This is a genomic window from Streptomyces sp. Je 1-79, assembly GCF_025195125.1.
GTDB lineage: Bacteria > Actinomycetota > Actinomycetes > Streptomycetales > Streptomycetaceae > Streptomyces.
Genome location: NZ_JAMGSL010000007.1, coordinates 115,070 through 140,197 on the forward strand (window position 1 = coordinate 115,070; position 25,128 = coordinate 140,197).

General features: G+C 67.2%; 19 protein-coding genes. 12 read left to right on the plus strand and 7 right to left on the minus strand.

Annotated features, from left to right (window positions below):
* Positions 1–102: 102 nt before the first annotated feature.
* Entirely contained in the window at positions 103–1,125 is a 1,023-nt protein-coding gene (locus M5362_RS15730) for a LuxR family transcriptional regulator (protein WP_260228162.1), read from the plus strand.
* Positions 1,126–1,230: 105 nt separating this feature from the next.
* Here the strand turns inward: M5362_RS15730 and M5362_RS15735 are convergent, their stop codons facing one another.
* A complete protein-coding gene (locus M5362_RS15735; RefSeq protein ID WP_260228163.1) occupies positions 1,231–1,716 on the minus strand; it encodes a hypothetical protein in 486 nt (161 codons plus the stop codon).
* A gap of 18 nt (positions 1,717–1,734) precedes the next feature.
* Entirely contained in the window at positions 1,735–6,426 is a 4,692-nt protein-coding gene (locus M5362_RS15740) for an RHS repeat-associated core domain-containing protein (protein WP_260228164.1), read from the minus strand.
* A 931-nt stretch (positions 6,427–7,357) separates the two neighbouring features.
* On the opposite strand from M5362_RS15740, the gene M5362_RS15745 reads away from it, so the two are divergent.
* The 3 genes from M5362_RS15745 to M5362_RS15755 are packed head-to-tail and all read left to right on the plus strand — an operon-like array spanning position 7,358 to position 12,019.
* On the plus strand, positions 7,358–9,355 hold the full coding sequence (locus M5362_RS15745; protein WP_260228165.1) for an ATP-binding protein: 1,998 nt from the start codon (positions 7,358–7,360) through the stop codon (positions 9,353–9,355).
* A gap of 42 nt (positions 9,356–9,397) precedes the next feature.
* Entirely contained in the window at positions 9,398–10,771 is a 1,374-nt protein-coding gene (locus M5362_RS15750) for a hypothetical protein (protein WP_260228166.1), read from the plus strand.
* A 45-nt stretch (positions 10,772–10,816) separates the two neighbouring features.
* Complete coding sequence (locus tag M5362_RS15755; protein WP_260228167.1) at positions 10,817–12,019, plus strand: DNA adenine methylase; 1,203 nt, start codon at positions 10,817–10,819, stop codon at positions 12,017–12,019.
* A gap of 4 nt (positions 12,020–12,023) precedes the next feature.
* Here the strand turns inward: M5362_RS15755 and M5362_RS15760 are convergent, their stop codons facing one another.
* The gene (locus M5362_RS15760) at positions 12,024–12,506 is read right to left on the minus strand and encodes an NUDIX hydrolase (RefSeq protein WP_260228168.1); all 483 of its coding nucleotides are present in this window, start codon (positions 12,504–12,506) and stop codon (positions 12,024–12,026) included.
* Positions 12,507–12,516: 10 nt separating this feature from the next.
* Positions 12,517–13,740, minus strand: coding sequence for a helix-turn-helix domain-containing protein (locus M5362_RS15765; protein ID WP_260228169.1), 1,224 nt, complete (start codon positions 13,738–13,740; stop codon positions 12,517–12,519).
* 206 nt (positions 13,741–13,946) lie between these two features.
* Between M5362_RS15765 and M5362_RS15770 the strand changes: the two genes are divergently transcribed.
* From M5362_RS15770 to M5362_RS15805, 8 genes are all read left to right on the plus strand, one after another.
* Positions 13,947–15,194 (plus strand): methionine adenosyltransferase, encoded by a 1,248-nt coding sequence (locus M5362_RS15770; RefSeq protein ID WP_260228170.1) that lies wholly within the window; start codon positions 13,947–13,949, stop codon positions 15,192–15,194.
* A complete protein-coding gene (locus M5362_RS15775; RefSeq protein WP_260228171.1) occupies positions 15,194–16,120 on the plus strand; it encodes an aminoglycoside phosphotransferase family protein in 927 nt (308 codons plus the stop codon). Before M5362_RS15770 ends, M5362_RS15775 begins: the two co-directional genes overlap by 1 nt.
* Entirely contained in the window at positions 16,117–16,830 is a 714-nt protein-coding gene (locus M5362_RS15780; RefSeq protein ID WP_260228172.1) for a histidine phosphatase family protein, read from the plus strand. The genes M5362_RS15775 and M5362_RS15780 overlap by 4 nt, the downstream gene beginning before the upstream one ends.
* Positions 16,823–18,115: a serine--tRNA ligase gene (serS, locus tag M5362_RS15785; protein WP_260228173.1), complete on the plus strand. Its 1,293-nt coding sequence runs from the start codon at positions 16,823–16,825 to the stop codon at positions 18,113–18,115. The genes M5362_RS15780 and serS overlap by 8 nt, the downstream gene beginning before the upstream one ends.
* A gap of 1 nt (position 18,116) precedes the next feature.
* Positions 18,117–19,139 carry a glycosyltransferase gene (locus M5362_RS15790; RefSeq protein ID WP_260228174.1) on the plus strand — a complete coding sequence of 341 codons (1,023 nt, stop codon included), beginning with the start codon at positions 18,117–18,119 and terminating at the stop codon, positions 19,137–19,139.
* A 185-nt stretch (positions 19,140–19,324) separates the two neighbouring features.
* The gene (locus M5362_RS15795) at positions 19,325–20,149 is read left to right on the plus strand and encodes a hypothetical protein (protein WP_260228175.1); all 825 of its coding nucleotides are present in this window, start codon (positions 19,325–19,327) and stop codon (positions 20,147–20,149) included.
* Between the two features lie 380 nt (positions 20,150–20,529).
* Entirely contained in the window at positions 20,530–21,222 is a 693-nt protein-coding gene (locus tag M5362_RS15800; RefSeq protein ID WP_260228176.1) for a restriction endonuclease, read from the plus strand.
* 30 nt (positions 21,223–21,252) lie between these two features.
* Positions 21,253–21,504, plus strand: a complete 252-nt coding sequence (locus M5362_RS15805; protein ID WP_261366017.1) for a hypothetical protein — start codon at positions 21,253–21,255, stop codon at positions 21,502–21,504.
* A 235-nt stretch (positions 21,505–21,739) separates the two neighbouring features.
* Here the strand turns inward: M5362_RS15805 and M5362_RS15810 are convergent, their stop codons facing one another.
* From M5362_RS15810 to M5362_RS33155, 3 genes are read right to left on the minus strand one after another with little or no spacing between them, the layout of a single operon-like run.
* Positions 21,740–22,702: a ParB N-terminal domain-containing protein gene (locus tag M5362_RS15810; protein ID WP_260228177.1), complete on the minus strand. Its 963-nt coding sequence runs from the start codon at positions 22,700–22,702 to the stop codon at positions 21,740–21,742.
* Between the two features lie 17 nt (positions 22,703–22,719).
* On the minus strand, positions 22,720–24,432 hold the full coding sequence (locus M5362_RS15815; RefSeq protein ID WP_260228178.1) for a relaxase/mobilization nuclease domain-containing protein: 1,713 nt from the start codon (positions 24,430–24,432) through the stop codon (positions 22,720–22,722).
* On the minus strand, positions 24,429–24,989 hold the full coding sequence (locus M5362_RS33155; RefSeq protein WP_260228179.1) for a MobC family plasmid mobilization relaxosome protein: 561 nt from the start codon (positions 24,987–24,989) through the stop codon (positions 24,429–24,431). The genes M5362_RS15815 and M5362_RS33155 overlap by 4 nt, the downstream gene beginning before the upstream one ends.
* Positions 24,990–25,128 lie beyond the last annotated feature (139 nt).

Consider the following 25,128-nt stretch of genomic DNA (forward strand, 5'->3'; position numbering starts at 1 on the left):
ACCGCATGGCTCATTAGGCTGCATGGCAGCAAGAGGACGGTGTTACAAACGGGGGTAAGGGTGGCGATACCAGACAGAAGCGAGCGGCCCGAAGGGCTCGCGGTGGGCTTAGGGGGGACGGCTCCGGGGGCGCCGGACGATCCGACGACCCGCGTCTACACAGCGGTGCTCGGCCGCGATCCGACCCGCCCGGCCCACCCGGGCGACCTGGCCGAGGAGCTCGAACTCCCGCTGTCACGCGTGGAGTCGGCGGTGTCCGCGCTCCTGGACATGGGCCTGTTGCGCCGCACACCGGAGCGGGGCGTCCTGCCCGTACCACCGGACGAGGCGGTCCAGCGCACCCTGGGTCCGCTGGAGCGCGAGATGCGGGCCCGACGGCTGCACCTGGAGCGCACCCGGGAACAGCTGATGGCGTTCATGCCGCTCTACGAGACCCGTCTGGCACAGCTGACCCACCTCCGGCAGGCGGAGTACGTGGAGGTCCTCACCGACCTCCGGGCGGTCCGCGAGGCCATCACCGAGCTGGGCCGGACGTGCGAGCGCGAGGTCATGACGGCACAGCCGGGCGGCGGCCGGCGCGCGGAGGTCCTGGAGGAGGCGGTCGCCCGCGACGAGGAGCTCCTGCGCCGCGGCGTCCGGATGCGCATCCTCTACCAGCACACGGCCCGCTTCTCCTCGGGCACGTGCGCCTATGTCGAGCGGGTCGGCAAACTGGGCGCCCAGGTGCGCACGCTGGACGACGAGTTCATGCGGATGCTGGTCTTCGACCGCGCGACGGCGGTCATCCCGGTCCCGGACGACCCGCACGCGGCGGTCCTGATCCGCGAACCGCACGTGGTCTCGTTCATGGTCGGGGCGTACGAACGGCTCTGGCTGGAGGCGCTCCCGTTCGAGACCGAATGGGACCGCCAGACCATCATGGACATCTCCGACGAGCTGAAGCAGACGATCGTCCGCCTCCTCACGGAGGGCCTGACGGACGCGGCGATCGCCCGCCGCCTGGGCCTCTCGGTCCGCAGCTGCCGCCGCCACGTCGCGGACGTGATGGCGGCCCTGGGCGCCGAGAGCCGCTTCCAGGCCGGCTATCTCCTGGCCCAGCAGGACCGCGACCAGCCCCTGGGCTGACCCGGAGGGGGAGCCGGAGGGGGAGCCGGAGGGGGAGCCGGAGGGGGAGCCGGAGGGGGAGCCGGAGGGGGAGCCGGGGCGCTCCCGGCTCCCCCTCCGTTCGGCTCAGCCCGACACGCGGAAGTCGTAGTAGCGCTCACCCGCGACGAGGACCGAGGTGACGTGGACCGGAAGCCCTTGTGCGGTGCGGGGCACGTCCTGGGAGGTCTGCCGGGTGAAGCCGAGGGAGACACCGGGAACGAAGGGGTACTCGGCCTCGGACGTGTCGACGGTCCAACCGCGTTCCGCCGCCCGCCGGAACAACTCCTCGGCGGGCGTGGCGAAGACGTCGTCGCCGTCGAGCATGACGCGCACGTCCGCCTCCCGGCCCTCGCCGGGCCACCACAGTTCGACGGCGGTGACGGCCTCGCCCGACTCCTCCAGCAGGATGTTGACGCGCACGTTCCCGCACGAGGTGTAGATCGTCTTCTCCTCGTCGTCCTGCTCGACCTCGTGCGGCCCCCACGGGGACACCGCCGCGACCGCTTCGTCGAGGGACATTCCCAGCCGTACGGGGCCGGCGCCGCGGGGCGGGTCCAGAACAACGTCCACAGGTGCTCCTTCCGCGCTCTACTTGAGAACGTCGTAGTCGATCGTCCAGCCGCGCTTCGTGAGCATCTTCTGGAACTTCCGGTTCTTTTCCAGGCTGGCGATCATGTCGGCGATGTGAGTGTCGTACTTCGTGCCGAACTTCTTCCGGCATTCGTCGATGTCCATCTTCATCGCCAGATCCCATCGACCCGCGTCGATCAACGCTCTCTGATCGGCGCGCCATTTGATGGACTTGTGGCTCGATCCGGTGCTGGTCATCTTACGGTGATCGTCGTACTCCATCCTGATGGCCGGGCCCATTCCCGCGCCGCCACCGTCCGCGTTCGTCCGGAAGCCCGCCTCGTCCAGGTGCGCGTAGGCGTTCTTCGCCGGGATGTGGTTGATCTCCATGTCGACGTCCGTGCGCCGGTTGCCGTCGTCGTCCTTGAGGTTGGCGGGTGTCATCCCGCTGTACCAGCCGCCCGACTCGGTGCAGCCCTTGGCGATCTTCAGACCCTCGGGGTCCATCCAGGCCTGCGGGTTGGTGACGTAGGCGAACGGGTTCGGCGCGGCCGCGAGCCCGAGCGGGTCGGGACTGACGAAACGCGCGGTGGTGGGGTCGTAGTGGCGGAAGCAGTTGTAGTAGAGCCCGGTCTCCGGGTCGTCGTACTGGCCCGGGAACCGCAAGGGTGTGTACGCCACGGCGTCCCTGTTCCACCGCGTGCTGCCCCACACGGTGGTGCGGGCCTGCCATCCGACCCGGCCCTGCTCGTCGACGAGTTCGCTCGGGGCGCCGATCAGGTCGGTGACGATCGCGAAGAACCGGGAGTCCGTCTCCGCGCCCGCCCCTGGCACGTCGTCCGGACGGATGCGGCGCTCCCGCTGCGTCAGCGGCACGCGTCCGTCGTGGTCCCAGGTGAGCGTGGTGTGGTTCGCCGTGTCGGTCTGCTCGACGAGCCGGGTTCCGTCCCAGGTGAAGAACACGGAGTGGAGCACGGTGCCGCCGTCCTCGGACATGCGGTGTTTGGCGGTGCGCCGGCCGAGCGGATCGTAGGTGTACCGCCACAGCGCCCCGTCCGGGGTGCGGCATGCGACGAGGCGGCTCTCCGCGTCCCAGGTGTAGTGCCAGGTGTCGGGCTTGCGTGACAGTCGGGTCCGTTGGCGCCGCACGGTACGGCCCGCGGCGTCGTACTCGCAGCGCACCTTGCCCGCGGCGAGCAGCCGCGTGCCCTCGAAGGCACGCGCGCCGCGGGCGTCGGTCCGGCGGGCGGCGTCGGGCCACATGCCCTCGGTCTGGTTGCCCGCCGCGTCGTAGGCATAGGTCTCGGTCCAGTCGTCCCCCGTCACCCGGACCGGGCGTCCCACCGTGTCGAGTGCGAAGTGCGTGCTCGTCCGCCTGACCTCGTCGGTGATCCGCTCCAGGAAACCGTCCGCGCGATAGGCGAAGGAACGCGCGCGTACGGTCTCCCCGGCCGTGGACAGCTCGTGTGACGCCAGCCGCCCGGCCGAGTCCCACTCCTGGGTGAGAGTCAGCGCGGGGGCGTCGCGGCCGACGGTGCGGGTCAGTTCCCGGCCGCGGGGATCATGGGTGAACGTCAGCGTGTGGCTGCCGCCGCGCAGCGCGGTGCGATTGCCGACGGCGTCGTAGACGGAGTCCGACACCGCTCCCGTGGGAGTCGTCCGCCGCACGGTCCGGCCTGCGGCGTCGTACTGGAACCGGATGGTCCGGCCGTCGACGGTCTCCGCCACGACGCGGCCCAGCGCGTCCCGTTCCCACACCACCGTCGAGGTGGGCGAGGCCACGCTCAGGGCCTCTCCGTCGGCGTCATAGGTGTAGCGCGTGACCACGCCGGCCACGTCCTTGGACACGACCCGGCCGCACACGTCGTACGCGGTGCGGATCTCGTCGCCCTGCGGCGTCGTGTGCAGCACCAGACGGCCGGCGGCGTCGTACGCGTAGGTGCTGGTCCGGCCGTCGAAGTCGGTCTCGGACACGGTGTTGCCCGCCGCGTCGTAGACGTACGTCCAGGTGAGGCCCTGCGGGTTGCGCACCTCGGTGAGGCGCAACTCGGTGTCGTACGCGAACTCGTAGCGTGCTCCGTCCGCTCCGGTACGGGCGGAGAGACGGTCGAAGTGGGTGTACTCGAACCGCGTCGTGTCGCCCCGGGGGTCGGTGTGCGAGAGGCAGTTGCCCTCGGCGTCCCAGGTCCAGGACTCCTCCCTGCCGTCGGGGTGGACGCGGCGGGAGAGCCAGCCCTCGGCCCGCCAGTCCATGACGGTGACGGCCCCGGTCGGGTCGGTCGTGCGCACGGGGTGGCCGAAGGCGTCCCGTACGACCGACGAGCGCTGTCCGAGCGGGTCGGTGACCGTGAGCGGAACGCCGACGGCGTCGTGCTCGATCCGCCGGACCGCGCCGGTGGGGTCCGTCTCCTCGACGACGGCGCCCCGGACGTCGAGGCGGTAGGAGGAGGTGGTGCCGTCGGGAGCCGTGAGGGAGACGCGGTTTCCACGGTCGTCGAACCGCTGACGCCATACCGCACCGTTGGGACGGGTGATCTCCTCGGGCAGGTCGAAGTCGTTGTACACGGTGGACACGACGGTGCCGTCGGGGCGTCGGATCGACGTCAGGTTCCCGCGCTCGTCCCAGGTGAACTCGGCCGTGTTGCCCAGCTCGTCGGTCCGGGAGAGCAGGTTGTCGTACTGGTCCCACGCGCGCAGGACCGTGTTCCCCAGGGGATCGGTCTCCGCGACCACCTGACCGGCCGCGTTGAGCCGGGAGACGGTGACCGCGCCGGTGGAGTCGGTGAAGCGGGTGGTGCGCTCGATGTCGTCGTAGGAGAAGAAGGAGGACAGCGCGCCGTCGGGACCGATGGTCTGCACGACCCGCCCGGCCACGTCGTAGACGTACCGGTAGCAGTGGCCGTTGCGGTCGGTCCACGATGTCACGCGCTGCTCGTCGTCATAGGTGAACAGCAGCGGATCCCCGGAGAAGTTCCGTACGGTTTCCAGCCGTCCCTGGTCGTCGTATCCGAACGCGGCGACCTCGACCGGACCGTCCGGCGTGTGCAGGGCCAGAGCGGTGATCCGTCCCCGTGAGGGATCCGACGACACGGCGAGCCGGTACCCGCCCTCGTGCACCACCATCGAGGGCAGCCCGTCCTCGCCGCGCCCTATTCGGAAGGCGTTGCCGTTGCGGTCCTCCACCTCGGACAGCCAGTACAGGCCACCCCCCTTGTACGAGTTGCCGGTGAACCGCCGCGAGAGACCCGAGTGCCGGTCCAGGACCTCGTAGGTGACATCGCCCAGCGCCGTACGCTGGACGAAGGCGAGCGGTACCCGGTCCCCCTCCAGCGGAAGGACCTCCTCGCCCTCCTCCGTCGGCAGGTGGGGGTAGAAGAGGACCGAGCCGTCCTCGCGCGCCCAGGCCGCGCCCGCGCCGGTCGGCTCCAGCCGTTCGTCCAGGGTGGAGGTCCAACTGGCGCCGAAGCAGTGCCCGAAGCGGTAGCTGGAGATGTGCGTGCGCTGCAGCACCAGCGGCAGCACCCCCGGAAGTGAGACGTCGGTCTGGGTGAGCACCATCTCGCCGGACGCGACGTCCACAGGGTCGGTCTTGCACCGCCGCTTGAAGAGCGAAGCCGCGAGCTCCCGGGTCCGTTCCCCCACCTCCCGCAGCGACTTCGGGCGGCGGCGGCCCTCCTCGGACCTCCCCTTGAGGCCGTCGAGACCGCCTCCGTCCTTGCCGTCCTTCGTGGCGACGGACCTGACGCGGTCCCGGACGTCGCCGTCGGTGTCCTTGTGCGTCTTGGAACTGTTCCTGATCGCGTCCGGGACCTTCTTGCCGACGTGGTCGCCCAGGTCCTTGAGCGCCTTGGTGAGCTTCTCGGTGATGCCTTCGATGGTGGTGTCGAGGACGGCGGTCAGGGAGTCCTTGCCCTTGGCGCGGCCGTGGTGGCTCCTGGCCTTGCCGAGCTTGCTGCCCGCCCGGGTGTTCATGGAGATCTGTACGTTGGCCAGGTGCGTCCCGGTCCTGCCGTGCGCGTCGTGGTCGATCTCCGGGCCGCCGCCGGGGCTGGGGCCGGCCGGCCCGCCGGCGGAGTTGATCTGCAGCCCGTCCTTGCCGGCCTGCACCGTCTGGTCGGTGTTGTAGCCGTTCTGCACTCCCGCGACGTTCATCGCGGTCTGGATGGCGAGGTCGGCGACGATGTTCTCGATCGCGGCGACCGCGGGCTCGGTGAGCGTCGCGACGATCTCCGCGACGGCCATCTCCGCCATCTCCTTGAGGATCTTCTTGAACGCGATCCGGGTGGCGACGATCTTCGCGCCGGCGAGGAGGGTCGACAGACCGGCCGTCACGGGTGCGAAGGCGAGCGTGATGCCCACCGTGGCGCACAGATCGGCCAGTTCACCGACCGCGGCGATCTTCCGGGCGACGATGATGTCCGCCACGCGGTCGAGAGCGCCGGCGACGATCCGGGCGGCCTTGGCCAGGTCCTTGTGCTTGCCCTGCACCTTGGACCAGTGGCTGTCCAGCGCGGTCAGAGATTCGCTCTGCCCGCTGGAGAGCAGCTTCTGAATGTGTCCGTAGGCGGTCCCGGCGTCGTCGTCCGCGTCGTCCGCGAACTCGCGCAACGAGTCGGCCATGTCGCGGTAGGCGTCCTCGTCCACGTTCGGCCAGCCCACACCGACGACATCGAGCATCGTGTCGACGCCCTCGGGAATCGTGTACCCCACGACGCAACAGCCCCCGTTCTCAACTGCAAGCAGAAAAACCTATGATCCCACCCCGATGTGACGCCCCGTCGAGAAGGCCTGGTTCCCGAGCCACCCTCAGATACCTCGCGGCCAAGCCGGAGGGCGCGGCTGCGCGACCTGTCGCCGTTCTCGGTGGCACGGTCGACTTCAGCGAGGCAGTGGGTCCGGCTCGAGGCAAAGGACCGCGGCCTCCACGACGGGAGCGAGCCGCCACACCACCGGCACGATCTTCAACGAGCTGGGGGCCCGGCCCCAGGTGACCGTCTCCCCCAGCTCCGGCCGCCGGTCCAGCGGGTCCCGCAGGGCCCTCCTGAGACCAGAGCTGAGACCAGAACCGAGACCACCGGCAGACGGGCGGCCCGGGCTCGGCTCCGGATCCGCTCATGAAAAAGCCCCAGGTCACGGCGAGTGAGTCCTGGGGCTGATCCGAGCCGCCTTCGGGATTCGAACCCGAGACCTACGCATTACGAGGGCCCGCAAGATCATCCCGGGTGGTGCCGGAAGATGCCGCCGAATCCCGTTTTCGCTGAACAGAGGCTTGCGACCTTGATCAGCGTGACGGCTCGTCCGCCCTGGTGCCACCCAGTCCGCTCACGCAGCGCTCACGCAAGAAGAGCGTCCGGCGACCGCAAAGCCGCAGGTTCCCGGTCGTGCCGCAGACGACCCGGACCGCGGCATCCAGATGCCGCCGCACCGGGCAGCACCCCATCGGATCTGATCGAGTACCTCCAGTCGACGGCGCGACGCGGCACAGCCAAGCACTCGCGGCCGGCCATGCTGACCTGCCGTCAACATCCGCCGTATGGGCTACTTTTGTCAGTGGTCGCGTGTACCGTCCAGAACGACTCTGGACCACATCCACACCGCAGCCGCGCCTCCACCGGCATGGCTGGTAGAGGGGCGAGACGCGTTGAGCATCACTCAGGGGCTGTCCCAGTCGGTCGAACTCAAGAAGCCACTGACTGCGCTAATCAACAGGGGCTGCGTACCGGTCGGCGGTATCTACCGTCTGGACTACGACTCAGCTGTGGTGCTGACCGATGACTTCAAGAAGGAGAAGGCCGGGGGAGTTCCGAGGGGCGGCTTCCTTCTTGCCGTCGCGGGAGACAACACAGAATCCGGTTTCATACTCGAAGATCAAGAGATCATCCTGCTTCGAGTCCGCGGCACTGCGCCACTGCCCAACGAGTCGGAACTCATTCAAACTCGGCTGGCAGTCGTTCGCGACGCAGGCGCATCGGGGGTCGGATTCGACGATGTCACCGATGTGCTGACACGAAACGAACTCCAGCAGTCAGCCTTCGACTGCGAAGTTTTGGGCACCTTCTACACCGAGACTGAGGGACGCGAAGCCGCGATCGAGTTCGGGGCCGACATCGACAACGTAGTCGTCTCTGCGCGCTACCAAGTCTTCCTTCCATCGATTCAAGTCTTGTCATGGCTTGCGTCCTACCCTGAGCCCACCGACAAAAAGGATGCCCTGGCAATCGGAAAGGTTCGATTCGCCGCTACGCGACGCAAGGCTCTGATCGCCGGCACCGACAAGGCGGAGGCTCACATCAATGTCTCCGACTTCGTCGGGCGAAAGACTGCTGTGTTCGGTATGACCAGGACCGGAAAATCCAACACGATCAAGACACTAGTAACAGCGGTCCACCGGTACGGTTCGGAGCACAAGCGCTCGATCGGTCAATTGATTTTCGACCCTCAGGGTGAGTACGCGAACGTCAATAAGCAAGACCGTACGGGCCTTCGCCTTCTCGGAGACAATGAGAGCACGGTGCGGATCTACAAGGTAGATCCCAACGCCTCAGACAACCGGGAGAAGCCACTGCGCATCAACTTCTATGACCGCGAGGTCCTGGAAGCCGCCTGGAGCCTGGTCAGTGAAGCAACCGTTCCCGTCAATACCAATTATGGCAAGAGCTTCCGGTCAGCGGTCCTCTCCGAACCCGACCAAAACGATCGCAGCAAGCATGCCCGCTGGGGGTGGGCAATGGTCGCCTTCTTCGGGCTCCTGTCCAAGTGCGGTTTCGAGGCAGCAAGGTTGCCGCAGGATCTCGTAATCGTCGCCCCAGCCCCTATTCAGGACTTCATTACCGCACACCCTGCGGCTGTGTCGCAGGTTCGACCGGGCTCCTATCGCGTCAACAGCCCTTCGGGAGCGCTCCAACTCGCCGAATGGGTGGGCGAAAGGGAAAGCGAATTTCCCAAATGGCATGACACTCAGGATTGCCACTTCAGCGCCATTTGGGGCGTCTATAAGTACACTGGCGTAACGTCCGCCATTCGCACCATTCGCCCATTCCACGCCCCTCAATCGGCAGGCGATGTTGCAGAGCATTTGTGGCACGACATGCAGGAAGGTCGACTTGCGATTGTTGACCTCTCCAGTGGAAACGACCAAGTCGCCAAGGTCATGTCCGAGCGTATCGTCAGCCACTTGCTGAACCGGGCGGGAGAGCGATTCCGCGACGACCGCGATCCAGTGGATATGCAGATCATCGTCGAAGAGGCGCACAACCTATTTGAGCGCAGCGGGCGAGAGGTGGCCGATGACCCATGGGTGCGCCTGTCAAAGGAAGCCGCGAAGTATCGGATGGGGCTCATTTATGCTACACAGGAAGTCACATCCGTTGACAAGCGAATGCTTTCGAACACGTCAAACTGGCTGATCGCCCATCTCAACTCTGACCACGAAACGCGAGAGCTGTCTCACTACTACGACTTCAAGGTATGGGCTCCGAGCATTATTCGAGCAGAAGACGTCGGATTCGTTCGTATGAAGACCTACTCGGGAAAGTACATCGTTCCGGTGCAGATCTCTAAGTTCGACCACGCCATGGTGAACGCTGCCCGCAATGCAGCTGGCTTGGCAGACGTCGACGTCACGATCGAAAGCGAGTAACTCGTGCCCTACGATGGTGAGAAGGCTTCCAGGCTTGGCCACGTGGAGACGGCGAGGAACGAAGCCGTCAAGGCTGCCCTCCAGCGCTGGACCATCACCAGCGCTCGCCCCAATGGCAAGGATGGCATTGCTGAACTGTGCTCACCCCTCGAAGACTTGCCCCTCATCGGTAAGCTTGATGAAGTTGATTTCTCCATCACCGTCGACGGCTCGGACACCGAAGTAGACACCACCCGTGACCATCCAACCGTAAAGGTCGGTTATCTCCGGGTTGCGGGTTCCGTGGTTCGACTGGATGTCTTTCGCAGCCTTTCACGAGTGAAGCACATCGACCCACGCGAGGTTCGCAAATCTCATTCTGAATATGCCTTCGACGTCGCTCTACCTGGATCTCAATTGACTCGCCCAGGTATGAGCGGCGTGGACACCTGGCGCGTGGAACTCAACGACTTTCTTCACAGTTCCCGTTTCGACTCCAACACTGAGATGACCCTCGCAGATGGACTTCTCGCACTGCACGGCACGCGCGGCAAGCCGGCGTCCGGGATCGGCCTGCGCGTCTGCCCTGGATGTGGACAAAAGGCGGGTAGCAGCCTCGCGCTTTCAGCCGGAAAACAAGGCGGCTCATGCCCCGCCTGCAACGCACACCTTTACCTCTCGGATGTGCTACGAACCCACGAAGAATACAACGTAGAGGGTTCAAACTTCACTCCGCTCGGGCGCGTCATGAACGTGGCCGAGCGACTGATGTCGGTGTGCTACTTGAATTTCTTCGCCGATACCGCTCCAGAGGTTCTCCGGCACACCCTCTTCATCACTGATGGGCCGCTGGCTTTGTTCGGCCCGCTTGCTCCGCTCAAGCGAAGGTTCGAGGAACACCTCGGCAACTTGAGCGACTGGTGCACAGATCAGGGACTCATCCCTCCTCTTATCGTCGGAATCGAGAAGTCGGGCGCCTTTGTTGAACATGCGGAATTGATCAAGGATCTAATTCCGCCGGGTCACGTCATGCGGCTTACCAACGCCTACATCAATAGAATCTCCGGACGCCCCGAAGGTAACGAGTACGGCGTAGACGAATTCTATGGACGCCGCTTCATCTACCGCACTCGAACCGGCGACCCTCTAGTCATCACGGTTCTCCCTAGATCGGGGCTATCGCCGTACGACGGCAACCGCCCCGAAGTGGAAGGGTGGGAGGCATATCCGACGCTCCGCCTGATATGTGAGGTTCTCGACTCCCTGAGGACTCGCATGTATCGGCATGCCGTCGTGCCCATCGCTCTGGCACACTCGGCCGCGGCACTGCCTCTCGGTGTGGGACGCTCAGTCTTGACGATGATGGCCCAGCAGAACATCCCTGGCCTGAAGCCCCACCTCCAGGCGGTCCAACCACCCACGTACTTCAAGCGGTAGGTCGATCATGTTCCGGATCACTCACGCGTCCGGCAAGATAGGCAGGTGACCTCTGTGACCTCGTCGGCGACTACTACCGCCGCAAGCGGCCCTGCCCGGATTGCCACCTTCTTCGGCGCCGACGAGGCGATCCATACCCAGACGCGCCCGCTGCCCCAGCAGTTGGAGCCCATCTCCCACGCGCTCTCCCAGGGGCGTTATCAGTCCCCCTTGCGCTATCCAGGCGCCAAGTCCTCACTAGCTCCCGTGATTTCGCGAGTGATTACATCAGCGAAACAGTCTCGGGAGGTTCCCGAGGTAAACCTTCTAGTCGAGCCCTTCGCCGGCGGTGCGTCAGCCTCATTGCGATCCATCGGCGAGGGAATCGTAGACCGCATCCTACTCGCAGACGCCGACCCTCTTGTTACGGCATTTTGGCAAGCGGCGGCCGCCGACACCGAACAGCTCATCGACCGAATGCACGAGGAATGGAAGAGGTATGTTCGCGATGGTGGCGCCTCGGCCGTAAGCCGATGGGATTACTGGCGCGCATGGTCTCCGCGTCCGGCGATGACATCGCAGGATCGCCGCCTCAGCATGGCCACGCAATGCCTGTTCCTCAATCGGACCACTTTTTCCGGGATCTTGCATGGCAAGGCTGGACCTATTGGGGGTCGCGCTCAGACCAGCAACTACCCCATTGGATGTCGCTGGAATCCCGATGCACTCGCCGAGCGACTTAGGTATGTTGGCCATCTCTACGATATCGGGCGTCTAGTAGACGTATGGTGCAAGGACTGGCGGCAGACCCTGGATGATGTTCCCGAGCATTATCCGCAACTCCTACCGTCTCGCGTGGTTGCCTATCTAGATCCCCCGTATATCGAGAAATCTTCCCTTTTGTACCGAACCTCGTTCGACCCCCGTGGCGGCTACGGCGGTGGTTCGAGCGTCGGAACGTCCGCTGATCCACTTCACCTCAGTCTTGCAAGCTACCTGCGAACGAGGGCACAGTTCCGCTGGCTGCTAAGCTACGATAATCACCCCATGCTTATGCAGAGTAAGTGGCTTTACGCGCAATCCAGAATGACTCCGTCAGAAGTCGATCGCGAGACTCTCGGCGTGCGGCAGTGGCGGATTACCAAGAGATTGGTCGCCACGCGCTACTCGGCAGCTGGACGTTCCGGAAAGAGATCAGCCGAGGAATTGCTGATCACCACGCTTCCTCCAGCGACCGTGCCACTGGACGAACAGCTTCGCTTGCCGTAGCGGGTCAGCTCTCCCTTGTCGGCGACTCCCCGTGTTCGAGATAGAGGGTGAGACCGTTCGTCCGGGCCTTGATTCCCGCGGAAATTCGGCGAGCCAGGCGGGGGATGGTGAGGTCCGACACCTGGACTGCGTCGTGAAAGTCGTAGCCGCGGAGCTCCTCTGCTTGCAGGGCGATCTGGCGGCGGTCTTCTGCGCTCAGGCGACCGCCGTCGAAGAGGTAGAGGACCTTGTCTCCCTCTCCGGGGTTCGGTGCCCAGTCGACGGCGAGGAGGCGACCGATGTGTGGTGCGATGCCGAGTTCCTCCTGGACCTCGCGTACACACGCTTGTCGAGGTGACTCCCCTTCTTCGACGTAGCCCCCTGGGATGTCGCGGTAGTCCTTGTAGGACGGCTCGACGAGGAGGACTCGATCGGATTCGTCGAAGAAGAGAGCGCCGGCAGCCATGCGGGGGCGGGCCATCTTCGCTTCGTGCTCGTTCTCGCTCACCTTTCGGACTCTAGCTGCCAGCGACGACGCCCAGCCTGCGGGCCAGGTCTGCCACGGGATGGGAAGGCCGGCCCCTGGGGCCACGTATCCAGCCGATGACCAGTTCCCGGCTCAGGTAGTGGTGGCGCACCTGCTCGGGGGCGGCCTGTTCGGCTTCCAGCAGGACGGCCAGGGCTTCGTCGGTGCGGTTCCAGGAGCTCAGCGCCCTGGCGACTTCGAGGCTGTGTCGTACGCGCCGCTCCACCGGCAGGGCGGTCGTGTCGATTCGTGAGCCCAGATCTGCGGCGATCTGGATGTCGCCGAGTTCGCCGGCGGTGGCCACGCAGTGGATAGCCACGTTGGTCGGGCCGAAGGCCGTCCACATGTGATTGGCGTCGCCGCCGAGTCGTTGCGCGGCCTCGTCGGCTTCGCGGAGGAAGGTCTGCGTGGTCGCCCGGTCATCTGCCCGCGCCGCGGCCATCGCGCCGGCGAGGAACAGCGTGCCGTACACCGAGAGGTACTCGTGATTGGCGTCGCCCAACTCCGGCTGCATGACGGCTGCCGCGTCGTTGACCAGCTGGACCGCGGCTGTGAAGCGCCCGGTGGCCAGGAGGCAGTGCGTGACTGCTCGGAAGAGCGATCCCGTAACCTCGCTGCGGCCGCTGGACTGCGCTGCTGCCAGGCCACGGTCAGCGGCGATCCATGCCAGCTCGGGCTCTCCTAGTTTGCCCAGCACCATGGCCGCCCCGTGGTAGGCGAGAGCGAGCAGCGCGTGGGCTTCCTCCGCCTCGTGCCCCGAGTAGGCGCGGGATGCGGCGAGGGCATCGGCCAGGACAAGGGGGAGACGTCGGGTGGCAAAGCCGTACCGGGACGCCTGGTAGGCATCGAGCACATCGCGCACGTTGCCTCGAAGGTCCTGCAGGGCGGGGGGCTCATCGTCGGCTGCGAGGCTCAGTAACGGGGTGAGCTGCTTGTAGTCCATGAGTGTTTCGCGCAGCGCAGGGACGGTCCGACGCCCGCTGTCGGCCGACCACTCCATGAGGGTCGGCTCGGCAAGCAGGTCTCCGAGGGAGATGTCGAGCGCGTCGGCAAGTGAGGTGATCACCGAAAGGCGATCAAGCTCGATCCTGTTGTTCTCCGCCTTGCTCAGCCAGTCCGTCGTCCGGCCGACAAGGCCGGCCAGGACCTCTTGGGAGAGGCCGCGCCGACGCCGGTACCAGGCGACGCGCTCCCCGATGGTCAGGTTCTGTGTCATCCCGCGCATGTCCTGATCATCACCTCGTGGCCGAAGTGGACCCCGGAAGGATTTTCCGGGGTGCCCTGGGGTGCCCTGGCTACTGTCGCAGCAGACCGAGAACGCCGCAGGGCGATGCGAGCAACTCAGCCCGTGGCAAACGGCTTTGACCAAGGACGTTCATCTGTCCCACCCGTCTTCCTCAGGCCGAGAGATCGGAGTTTGTCATGCGCGAAACCATCACGACCGAGGGTGGCTACCTGTCCATTGAGACGGGCACCGCCACGCCCGGTGCGACCACGATCGTCGAGCGGAAGGGGCTCGGTCACCCGGACACCCTGGCCGACCACCTCGCCGAGCGGCTGTCCCGCGCTTACAGCCGCTACACCGTCGAGCGCTTCGGCGCGGTGCTGCACCACAACTTCGACAAGCTCGCCCTCCTCGGCGGTGCCAGCGAGGTCCGCTACGGCGCCGGCCGCATGACAGCCCCTGTGCGCGTCCTGATCAACGGGCGGGCCGCGCCCATGTGCGGGGGCGAGAAGATCCCCGTCGAGGAGATCGTCGAGGCCGAGGTCAGGGCATTCTTCGCCGAGCGGCTCCCGGAGGTGTCGGAGCACCTCAACATCACCTTCAACATCACCAGCAACTCCAGCCCCGGAGCAGTCCTCACCAGTGACGCGGTGCCGGACCGCACCCGCTGGTTCAACCCCCGTTCCATCGACGACCTGCGTGAGCGCCGGGTCCGGCTGTCGAACGACACCTCCCTCGGAACCGGCTGGGCGCCGGAGAACCTCTTCGAGTCGTTCGTCCGCGAGCTGGTGGACTACTTCTCCGGGGAGAGCGACTTCACTATCTCGCACGCGTGGTGCGGATCGGACGTGAAGCTCATGGGCTACTGGGACGGCGAGCAGGCGGACGTCGTCCTCTGCGTCCCGCAGAAGTCGCGGCTCGTCGCCAGCCGCGCGGAGTACGTGCGGAACACCGAGAGCGTCCTCGCCGAGTGCTACCGGCTGGCCGGCCTCCGGCTGCCCGGAGCCGTTACGCGCTTCCGGCTCAACGCGCGCGATGTGCCGGAGAAGGACGAGCTGTACCTCACCTACACCGGCAGCTCGATCGAGTCCGGCGACGAGGGCGTCGTCGGCCGCGGCAACCGGGTCAACGGACTGATCACGCCACTGCGGCCGATGAACTTGGAGGGTGCCAACGGCAAGAACCCCGTCTACCACGTCGGCAAGCTCTACAACATCGCCGCCCAGCGCCTGGCCCAGCGGCTGCACGAGGCCACCGACGGGCACGCGGAGGTGCATCTCGTCAGCACCACCGGCCAGCGCCTCGACCAGCCGTGGCGGATCCTGGTTCGGCTGTCCTCCCCGGAGGTCGAGACTGACAAGGTCCAGGCACTCGTCGCCGAATCCTTGGAGGGCTTCCCCGCCCTCACGGACGAGCTGGTCTCCGACGGGATCGTGCTGAGCTGATGGAGAAGCGGACGCTCGGCGAGGTCTCCGAGGAATGCCGACGGCGGCTGGTCACGCACTACGGCCCGGGAGTTTCCGGCTGGCTCGACGCCGTGCCGACGCTGATGGAGCGCGCGGCGGAGCGCTGGAAGCTGACGCTAGGGGCCTACCACGACGCCGGACACGCCTCGGTGGTCGTCACGGCCGGAACCTTCGACGGACGTCCGCTGCTTCTCAAGGCGTGGGCCGATCCCACCCGGTTCCGCAACGAGGTCAGTGCCTTACGCCTGTGGGCGGGCGGGCCGACGGCGGGCGTCGTCGAGGCGGCGGACGACCTGGCCGTGGCGGCCCTGGAAATGATCGGAGGGAGCCCCGGAGGCGGTGAGCGACCGCCCCGCGAGCTTCCGACCGTGGCCGCCGCCCTCCAGGGCCTCCACACCTTCGGCCGCCGTCGGCGCCGGCCGCGTGACCTTCCGCTCCTGACCACGTACCTCCACCAGGAGGTACGCCCCAGGGTGCGGCGCCGACTGGAATCGGTCGACGCCAGCCCGTGGCAGGAGCACGTCGACGCGGCCGTCCCGGCCCTCGTGGCCCTGGAGGAGGACTCCGCTCGATCCACCGTCCTGCACGCGGATCTCTACCGAGAGAACGTCCTCTTCGACTGGCTGGGCCACCCCCGCCTGATCGATCCCCTGCCGATGGTGGGCGACGCGGCCTTCGACTGGGCCTTCTGGACCGTGTACTACGACCTCGGGCACGGCACGGACGCTCGCTTGGCCACAGCCGCCCGGATCTCCCGCATCCCCGTGCCCGTCCTGGCGCCATGGTGCAGGGCCCTGGCCCTGGACGGCCTGCTCTTCTACCTCGACACCGATGATCCGCGCGCGCCGAGGATGGCCGACGTCCTCGCATGGCTGTCGGCGCCGACCCCAAGGAACCGATCATGACGACCTACGTCCTCCGCCACGGACAGACGAACTACAGCCGGCGCTACCTCGTCAACGGCGATCCGACCAAGCCCATCCGCCTGAGCGAGGAGGGCCGCCGGTCGCTGAACAGGGGATGGAGCAGCGTGCCCCTCCACAGCGTGAAAACGTGGCTGGCCAGCGAATTCCCCCGCGCCCAGCAGACCGCCAACCTGCTGATGGGAGTCCCTGGGCCGGAACTGATCACCGATCCTCGGTTGAACGAACTCGACTACGGGGAATTCGAGGGAAACCCGTTCCTGGAGTACGCCGTCTGGCTCGACGGCCACGGCGCCCACGAGCGCCCGCCGGGCGGGAGCGAGTCGCAGCGCGCGGGTATCCGCAGGATGCTCACCGGGGTGCTCGCGGCCCTGGAGCATCCCGGCCCCCGCGTCATAGTGGCCCACGGCCTGCTGGTCTCCGTTCTTCTGTGGCGCCGCGAACGGACTCCTGGCGGGGTCATGCCCCTCTTCTTCCCGGAGGCCCCGTACATCGAGCCGGTCGCCATCCCCGATGACGAGTTGCCGGTATTCGTCGGGGCCCTGATGAACGATCTTGAAACTGGCATTCTCGATCACGCGGTCGGCTCTGGTGACAGGGAGGTAATGCGGATCGGCGAAGTGGCCCCGGTTGCTACCGTCGATCCCGTATCCCACCACTCGCCGGATCAGAAGGATCTTCCTCATGCATGATGCCCGCGCCCTGATTGAAATGGGTGCCGAAGCGGTTCGTCGGCTCGCTCGTCGCGGTTACTCCCTGGACCTGTCCGAGCTGGAGTCCCTCCAGTCTCGTCGCAACCAGAACATCCGCTCGGCCGATGAGCTGCGGGCCGAGTCCAAGCGGGTTGCGAGTGAGGTTCAGCAGACGGCCAAGCAAGGCGGCGACATCAGCAAGCTGAAGGAGCGAGCCCGCGAGATCAAGGAGCAGGTCCGCGACATCGAAGCGGGGCAGGAAGAGATCGAGGCCCAGCTCCGTGGTCTGCTCCTGAGCATCCCGAACCTGCCGGACGACTCCGCGCCTGATGGCGACTCCGAGGAGTTCGCCATCGAGATCCGGCGCGTCGGCACGCCTCCCGCGTTTCCGTTCGAGCCGAAGGACCACGTCGATCTCGGAGAGGCCACCGGCATCCTCGACTTCGGCCGCGCGACCAAGCTGTCCGGCCCGCGCTTCGCGGTCTCCCGCGGCGCCGGCGCCGCTCTGGAGCGGGCCCTGGCCACGCTCTTCCTCGACATCCACACCCGCCGACACGGGTACACCGAGTACGCGGTCCCCTACCTGGTCACCCGCAAGACCATGACCGGCACCGGCCAGCTCCCGAAGTTCGAGGAGGACCTGTTCAAGACCGGCGTCGCCGACCGTGAGCTCTTCCTCATCCCGACGGCCGAGGTTCCGCTGACCAACCTCTACGCGGACGAGATCATCCCGCCCGCCGAGCTGCCGCTCGCGTTCACGGCGCACACTCCGTGCTTCCGGTCCGAGGCCGGCTCGTACGGCCGCGACACCCGCGGTCTCATCCGCCAGCACCAGTTCGCCAAGGTCGAGATGGTCAAGATCGTCGACCCGGAGACGGCGGACGCCGAGCTGGAGGAGATGGTCGGCCACGCCGAGGCGTGTCTCAAGGAGCTTGGCCTCGCCTACCGGGTCATCAAGCTGCCCGCCGGCGACACCGGCTTCTCCGCCCAGCTCACGTACGACCTCGAGGTCTGGATCCCGAGCCAGAACACGTACCGCGAGATCTCCTCGGTCTCCAACTTCGGAACCTTCCAGGCCCGCCGGGCGAACATCCGGACCCGCGGCGAGGACGGCAAGCCCAAGCTCGTCGCCACCCTCAACGGCTCCGGTCTGCCCGTCGGCCGCACCCTGGCCGCGCTCCTTGAGCAGTGCCAGCAGCAGGACGGCTCGATCGTCCTGCCCGAATCACTCTTCCCGTATCTCGGCTTCCGCCGTATCTCGGCGGACGGAACACCGGAGGCATAACGTGCTCGTCGGCGTCTGCGACTTCCCTGGTAGCTACGCCTTTCCACCCGCCGGATACGGCGGGATCGAACGATGGCTGTGGGCGGTCGCCGTAGGCGCCCGTGCCGCAGGCGCCGACGTACACCTCCTCGGGCCGGGCTGGCTCACGGACCTGGAGCACGACTGGGTCCGCAAGCCGGTCCGCCTGGAGGACATCTCCACCGGATCGCTCGCCGAGCGCGAGCTGCGCGACACGGGTTACGACCTCCTGGTCGTCGGCCACGAGTACCCGTCGCTTCCCGCGTGGACGCGCACCTGGAACGAGCTGGACTGCGACGTCGCCACCTTCCAGCACTCGCCCGTCTTCCAGCACACCGCCACCGCCTTCGACGGCCAGCGTTCGCGGCTCTACTGCTACTCGCCCGAGATGATCGAACGGTACGCGGACCACCGGCCGATCCCTGAGCTCGCCGTCCATCTCGGCCTCGACGAGGAGGAGCCGCCGGCCACCGCGGGCACCGATCTCGTCTGGCTCGGCCGGATCGACGAGGAGAAGGCACCGCACATCGCCGTGCGGGCGGCCCAGATCCTTGGGCGCCGCATTCGGATCGTCGGCCCCGTCTTCGACGAGGCGTACGTGCGACGCCACGAACGGCTCTTCAGCGCCGACCACGTGAAGTGGATCGGCGAACTCGGCGGTCCCGCCAAGACCGCAGCCATCGCCGACGCCTCGGTCTTCGTCTACACGTACGCCCGGCCGTACGTGGAAGCCGGTGCCGCGGTCTTCGGAGAATCCCTCCGCGCCGGCACCCCCATGGCCGCCCTGACCTGGCGCGAAGGAACCTGCGCCCACGCCGCCCTGTGCGACGAGACGGGCGCGGTCGCGGTCGTCGACCCCAGGGAGGAGGACGAGACCGCGGCACGAAGGCTCGCCGACGCGATCGAACAGGCGGAAAGCCTTGACCACCAGAACGTCCAGGCGATCGGCATGCAGCGCTTCGACCCGGCGCGCCACTTCCAGGCGATGTCGGCCCGATCGTGCTGACCCGCGCCGCCGGCACCGTCGGAGACGACCTTGCCCAGCGGATACCCGGCGTATTGAACGCCGCGTTAGGCCCCCACTGGGAGTTCACCGCCGACGGCCCCCACATCGAGATTCTTCACCCGCACCGGGGCAGCCCCTACCAGCCGCCACGCAGATCACCCACATGGAGGGAGATCCTCGACTCCTTGGAAGCCGGCTTCGCGCGGGACGGCGCCCCACGTGACGCCTGCCTCCCACTCCGGTGGGGCAGGGAGACCGAACTGACGATCTCCGCTATCCAGGCCCTGGACCCGGTCCTCAAGGACGGCCAACCCCGCACATATAGAAGCGGATTCATCCCGCAGCCGGTCGTCCGCTTCACCGGTCAACGGGACGCGGAAGGCCAGTTGATGGACGGCTTCCTGACCTCCTTCGTCAACGTCTCCCGAGTCCAACCCATAGGCAGCCTGGACGAGTACGGCGCCATCCTCGACGGCTGGCTGACCGTTCTCTCCCAACTCGGCTTCCACGCACGGCACCTGAGCATCTACGGAACGCTCACCCCGTGGCGCCGACGGCAGGTCGAAGGCATCACACTGCGCTTCCGTCACCTGGACCTCACCCTCGGCGACATCGTCCTCCTGTGGAATACGGATCACCCGGACCGGATGGCCGTTGACCTCGGCACTGGACTGGAACGCCTGGCCTGGGCGCGTACCAGGGCGAGCTGGCACCCCCTGATCTTTGGGCGCTTCGCACAGATGGCGACACCACCGACGCTGGATGCCCTCCGTACCGCCACACTCCTGCTCGGCCACGGGATCGCCCCAGCAGCTCGGGGTGCAGGCGGAATCACACGGCGCGTCATAGGCGCCATCGACCCCGAAGCCACCCGCCTCGGCGTCAGCGCCATGGTTCGAGCTGCCTACGACTACTGGTCGCTCTTCGACGCCTTGCGTGCTCCATGGCCGGAGATCGCTCGCGTCATCGAGGGAGAGGGAGAGGCGGGGCGCTCGGCCCTGGCGGCCTAGAAGTTGCGTGCAGCGCTCGTTCTCGCCCCAAGCCTCGAAACGGCTGAAGCTGGTAGGTCGAGCCGTAAACGCGCAGGTCGAGCGATGAGCGACTGATGGGGTGCGGGGTTCTTCTGACCGAAAACCCATCACTCCCGGTGATCGACTTCTTACATGCTGTCGGTGGTGCGTGCTGTCATACGACCGGCGCGGGGATGCACCAACGGTCTTGGATAGAGGGGGAATTCCTTCATGACGGTTCAGCTTGCGGACCACGTTCGGGATGACGTCCCGGTATGGGCGCAGACACGGTGGCATGTGGGATCAACCGCGGCAGGCGGTGCCACATGCAAGGCGCACCTGTCTGCTTCCTCCACCTCGGCGCAGCTGGGCGATACTCGATGAGCCGCCGCCCGGCGCGGCGAACTGCACGGCGTCGACGGGTCAGCCGTTCCAAGAGACAGGACGAACAGATCGTTCTGGCATTCGGTGCCGTGGCGGTGATTGGCTTGATTGCCGCCGTCGTGCAGTGGCTGCTCACGCACTGGTGGGTTCTCGTCCTCGCGGCCGTCGTCGCCGTGGTCATCGGTGGCTTCTGGTACCAGAGGGCCAAGCAGAGGGCGGAATGGGCACGCGTCCGTGCGGCAGCCCTGCGGCTGAGGATCGCTGAGCTGGACGCGCTGGATCACCGCGCGTTCGAGTTTGCCGTACGGGACCTGATGCGCCGCGACGGGTGCGACGCCGAGCAGCTGGGTGGCGCCGGGGACAACGCGTGCGACGTGCGCGCAGTCGACCCCGCTGGCCGAGTCTGGGCGATCCAGTGCAAGCACCGCCGCGACGGGGCTCGCGGCTCTGCTGTGGGCGTCGGGGTACTGCAGCAGGTCAACGGCACTGCACGCCAGATCCACGGAGCGGACGTCGCGGTCGTCCTCACCAACGGCCGCTTCTCCTCAAAGGCGATCCCCTGGGGCAAGCAGCACCGAATCCACCTCGTCGACCGCCGTGTGCTCAGTGAGTGGGCTGCGGGATCCCGGCCCTTGTGGGACCTGCTTGACCGCATCCCACCACCGCGCCGCCCTTCGGCGCTGTCCTGATGCTTCGGAACGTGATGCAGGAAAGCGGAGATGTCTGATGAATTGCCTGCCAGGAGGGCGTGCAGCGTGATCTTGACCATCAACATGGCGGTCCTACTGGCCGTCATCATCGTCCTGCGCCTCCGTCGACGTACCCAGGCCCGAAGCCGATTAGATGAGAAGGCGACCGTGATCATTGTGCTCGTTTTCGGAGTGCTGGTTGCTCCGACAGCCTTCGGTCAGGGCGTCTTAGACATAGTGACCCAACTTGCGCGCGGCATCTCGCAGTCCGGCAGCCCCTGACGCTTCCCGGGCATGCCGTTGCCGCAGTCGGCATACGCGCCGGTTGCGTCGAGTTCGAACCTCCGCCTCGCCCATGCCACGTCCTGGACGTGTGGGAATGGGGCCGGCCGCCCGCGCCAGAGGTTTACGGAGAGGGAGCGGTTGCTGCGCTAACGGAGGCGGTGGGGAAGTCGGTGGCATAAGCGATCGCTCTCGGGGCTGGCGGCGGGGTCCAGCCCCGAGAGCATGCAATGGCTCAGTCCAGGGTGATCAGGCGCTGGGCCAGGAATCGGACTTCGGGTGCAAGACCCCCGAGGATGTCGCGGGTGAGCTGAGTGCCGGGCCGGGCAGCGAGGTCCTGGACGGCGGTCCAGTTCTCGGCGATCAGTTGGAGAGCGTGCTGGGCCCGGTCGATGGTGTCCTGCCGGTGGGCGAGGAACTCTTCGGCGCGCTGCTGTGCCTGGCCCCATGTGATGTCGCCGCGTTCGACGAGCTCGGCCAGGGGCGGGGTGGTGTCGCCGTCCGCGTGGCACAGGGTGTCGGCATCGATCACGTACTGCCGGAGCCGTTCCGTCTCCAGCCGCTCGTCCAGTTCCGCCGTGGCGTCTTCGAAGGTGAGGAGGCCCTCGGTGACCTGTGCGGCAAGGTCGGGGGCGTGCTCGCGAAGGCGGTCGTACTGGGCCTTGAGGGCGGCAGTCCGGTCTCTCTGCTCGCGGGCGGCGTTGTAGGCGGCGTCGAGACCGAGTGTGCCGACGCGGACTTGTTCGGCCAGGTGAGGGGCGTGCTTGAGGACGGTGGCCGCGTTCGACAGGCGGGTGAGGCTGAGGCCATGGTGCTTGGCCTGGTCCCGCAGGGAGTGTTCCGAAACGGAACAGGCCATGGCGGTGATCATTGCCTGCTGACCCTTGCTGATGTGCCGGCGGAACAGATTGCCGGACATGATCAGTCTCACGTGATCGGTGCCGGTGTAGGTGGTAAAGCGGGGCTCGACGCCGGCGACCTCGCAGGCGGCGAGACGGTTGCGGCCGTCGAGGAGGACGCCGTCGGAGTCGAGGACGATCGGCTCGTGCTGGCCCTCGGTCCTGATCGAATCGGCGAGGTCGAGCAGTTCGTCCCGGTCGAGCATCGGGAACAGGTCGGCGGCGGGATGGATCTTCAGGACGGGGTCCTTGTTGTCGGCTGCGGTGGTGGAGGTGGGTGGCTGTTGCGTGGCTGTCACAGGGGTCCTTGTGGCTGTCAGCGCTGTCGGTGGCGCTGGGCAGTGGGGGGCGTGGGTGTGGTGGTGGGCTGGGGGTTTCGGGTCTGCTGTCCGCTGGGTGCGGGCGCCATGGTGGTGCGGCGGCGGGCGGCTTCGGCGCGGGGGTTGGGGGCGGGGTTGCGGCTGGTGTGCTGGATGCGGGTGATCAGGACGCGGGCGGGTTGGCGGGCGGTGGTGAGTTCGCGCTTGGCGGCGGCTTCCTTGAGGAGTTGGTGGGGTTTGTGGCCGCCGGCTTCGGCGTCGGCGAGGACGGTGGCGAGGGCCGGCCAGGCGGGGTCGGTGAGGATGCGTTCGGCGTGGTCGGGGACGGCCGTCCGTACGTCGTGGGCGAGGGTTCGGCGGGCCTGGTCGCTCGGCTGACGGGTGGCGAGGCTGTCGACGACGGGCGTGAAGGCTCGGTCGGCGGCAGTCTTCAGGTGGTGGAGGGTCTGGCGGGCGGCTTCAGTCTGGTGGGCGTGGTTCTTTGCCTCGTGCCAGCGGGCGGCGACGATCGTGGCCCAGACGAGGGTGGCCAGCAGGGTCGCCAGGGCGCTGCCGTCGGGGCCGGTGGCGGTGTGGGCGAGGTCTCGGGCTGCTCGGCGCAGGGTGGTGGCCGCCTGGTTCTTGGCGCGGATCTGGGAGCGCTGGGCGCGGGCGAATGCCCGTGAGGCGGCTCGTAGTTCGGCGTGGAGGTAGGTGGGGACTTTCTGGGCGGTGGCTTCGATGAGGTCGCCGAGCGCGGTGATGTGGGCCTGAGCGTGGGTGTCGTCGGCCATCTGCTGGTGGAGGGTGTCGAGGGCGTCGGTGGCCTGGTGCCAGGGGGTCGCGGGCTGGTCGCGGCGGGCGGTGGGGTGTTCCTCCGGCTCGGTGGTTTCGAGGCGGGCCTTGAGCTTGGGGAGGGTGAGGTCGGGGGCGATCTTGCCGCCGGGGTGGAAGATCTGTTCGCCGTCCTTGTTGAGGTCTCCGGGGCGGCCGACGGCGTAGCCGAGGAGGTCTCCGGAAGGTCCGCGGCGGGGTTTGACCGCGATGCCCATGGCTTCGAGGTAGGCGAGGAGTTCCTCGGCGTTGCTGGCGTGGGGGATGGCGGCGCGGATGCGGTCCTGGAGCCAGTCGCGGCTGGTCTGCTCCCAGCCGAGGCGTTGTGCTTTGTGCATCTCGGCCTGGGTGGGTCGGCGTCCGGCGGTGCGGTCGCCCTTCTTCAATCGGCGCAGGCCGTAGTCGGTCTCGATCTGGCGGCAGGCGTCGCCGACGCGGATGCCGCTGTCGTGGAGCTTGGGCCGGCGGCCGTCTTCGCGGACCGTGGTGGCGAGGATGTGGATGTGATCGTCCGCGTGGCGTACGGCGATCCACCGGCAGCCGAGGTCGTCGCCGGGCGGTGCGATGCCGGCGGCCTCGACAATGCGCTGGGCGATCTCGCCCCACTCCGCGTCGGAAAGGTGCCGGTCCTCGGGGGCGGTACGGACGGGGCAGTGCCAGACGTGGTCGGCGACCTTCTTGCCGAACTCGCTGTTCCGAAGATGGACGGGCTCGTCGAGGTGGCGGGCGAGCTGGGTGAGGGTGGCGTCCGCGTCGCGGCCGGGGTCGGGCATGCCGAGCATGGCGAAGCCGGCGACGATGTGCGGGTCGGTGTGCTCGTCGTGGCGGCCCGGGCCGTAGAGGTAGGCGAGCAGGCCGCGGGTGTTGGACCCGGCCGGTTTGATGGCGGCGATCACGCGGCCTGGTCCTTCCTGGAGTCGGCGGGTTCGCGCAGGGCCTCGGCGATCAGCTCCAGCAGGCGGTGGAGCTCGTCGAGTCGGTGGCGGATGTCGGGCGGGGTGAGGTCGCTGTTGAGGGCGCGGGCGATCTGGTTGACGTTGACGCCGATCCGGTTGAGCTCGCGCAGCACCTGGGCGCGGAACATGTGGGTGCGGCGCCGGTCCTCGGACAGCGGCAGGTTCGCGGTGAACCGACCGGCGATGAAGGCGAGGACGATGTCGGCGGCGAAGCCGGATTCCCCCTTGTAGCCGTGCTCGGCGGCAGCCTCCTGGAGGTTGGCGTGCTCGGCGCCGGTGAACCGCAGCGGGCCGACGCGGACGGTCCGCTTGGTGCCGGTGAAACGGCGCATCGCCGGCTGGACGCTCTGCACCGCTCGCTCGCCGGCCGTCGGCTCGGTGGCGGATGCGGGGCGGAGGATCTGCTGCTGGATGGCGTGGAGCTCGTCCTGGTCGGGGCCGCCCTCGGTCCCGACCTCCCGGTCCGGCGCCCCCTGGCGCTGGGCCTTCTCCGCCACCCCCGGGGCGGAGACCCTCGAAGACCGGCCTTGAGTCGGACTCGGGGTACTACTGGCTCCGCCAGGGGCCGTCCGTCCGAACGCCTGCCGCAAACGGTCCATGAACGTAGGCGGCTTCGGCTGGAGGGACGCCATGTCG

Excerpts from the sequence above, each read along its gene's own strand:
- M5362_RS15765 (WP_260228169.1), bottom strand. The coding sequence starts at position 13,740 with ATGACACAGAACCTGACCATCGGGGAGCGCGTCGCCTGGTACCGGCGT.
- M5362_RS15770 (WP_260228170.1), top strand. The coding sequence starts at position 13,947 with ATGCGCGAAACCATCACGACCGAGGGTGGCTACCTGTCCATTGAGACG.
- M5362_RS15775 (WP_260228171.1), top strand. The coding sequence starts at position 15,194 with ATGGAGAAGCGGACGCTCGGCGAGGTCTCCGAGGAATGCCGACGGCGG.
- M5362_RS15780 (WP_260228172.1), top strand. The coding sequence starts at position 16,117 with ATGACGACCTACGTCCTCCGCCACGGACAGACGAACTACAGCCGGCGC.
- serS (WP_260228173.1), top strand. The coding sequence starts at position 16,823 with ATGCATGATGCCCGCGCCCTGATTGAAATGGGTGCCGAAGCGGTTCGT.
- M5362_RS15800 (WP_260228176.1), top strand. The coding sequence starts at position 20,530 with ATGAGCCGCCGCCCGGCGCGGCGAACTGCACGGCGTCGACGGGTCAGC.
- M5362_RS15805 (WP_261366017.1), top strand. The coding sequence starts at position 21,253 with ATGTCTGATGAATTGCCTGCCAGGAGGGCGTGCAGCGTGATCTTGACC.